This window comes from Microbacterium sp. Bi128, from assembly GCF_918698205.1.
Window position 1 is genome coordinate 1 of sequence record NZ_CAKKMM010001637.1, and the last position, 1,055, is coordinate 1,055.

Consider the following 1,055-nt stretch of genomic DNA (forward strand, 5'->3'; position numbering starts at 1 on the left):
GGTTCGGCTGGTTCGGCTTCAACGCCGGCGCCGCCACCACAGTGGAGCAGGCCGGCCTGATCTGGGTGAACACCCTGGCCGCCCCTGCCGCAGCCATGATCAGCTGGCTGGTGACGGAGAAGGTCCGCCACGGCCACCACACCTCCTTGGGCGCGGCGTCCGGCGCCGTCGCCGGCCTGGTGGCGATCACGCCGTCGTGCGCCAACATCAGCCCGCTCGCCGCTCTGGGCCTTGGCTTCGTGGCCGGTGCGGCCTGCGCCGTGTTCGTGGACCTGAAATTCAAGTTCGGCTTCGATGACTCGCTCGACGTCGTCGGCGTCCACCTCGGCGGCGGCCTGATCGGCACGCTCGCCCTCGGTTTCATTGCGCTCCCGGTGGACGGTGCCGGCGGCGGGCTGTTCTACGGCGGCGGGCTCCACCAGATCATCGCGCAGGCCGTGGCCGTCCTCATCACGGTGGCCGTGTCCGGCCTCGGGACCGCGGTGATCGGACTCACCATCCACAAGACGCTGGGTTTCCGGGTCAGCCGCGAGGACGAACTCGCCGGAGTCGACCGGTCCGAACACGCCGAGACCGCGTATGCCTTTGCCGAGCTCGGTTTCAGCCGGTTCAACCCGTTCGGCCACCACACCGGCGCGGCCCACGCCGCGACGCCTGCCCACGCCGCGACGTCGGCCCACGCGGCCGGCCGGGCACCGGAAAACGCCTCCGCACGCGCAAAGGAAGACAGCCTCGTCTGAGCCGGCAGCTGGGGCCGGCTCAAGTTTTTCCAAAGGGCCCGGGTGTAAGACGCGGTCGGAGGCTTAAGATATGGGCGGGGGGCACTCGAATTAGCGAACTCGCTTAATGGGAGGCCACGATGTTCAGCCAAGCCAGCCGCAAGGCATCAAAACCGAAGCTAACATCGGTGGCGCGGACCCCGCGCAGACACCGGCGCAGCTCCCTTCCCAGACCGGACACATTTTGGTTCGGGCGCGGGCTGGCCTCGCTGGCGGCCTTTGCCCTGGCGGCGGGCGGCGGCCTGGTGGCGGCAGCTCCTTCGAACGCCGCCAACC

General features: G+C 69.6%; 2 protein-coding genes. One reads left to right on the plus strand and one right to left on the minus strand.

From position 1 onward, the window contains the following. Positions 1-740 (plus strand): ammonium transporter (locus LQV45_RS35130; RefSeq protein WP_374208377.1); only part of this gene is annotated, 740 nt, incomplete at its 5' end. Between the two features lie 103 nt (positions 741-843). Here LQV45_RS35130 and LQV45_RS35135 read toward each other — a convergent pair. Then, on the minus strand, positions 844-1,055 hold a 212-nt coding region (locus tag LQV45_RS35135; RefSeq protein ID WP_230012645.1), incomplete at its 5' end, for a hypothetical protein.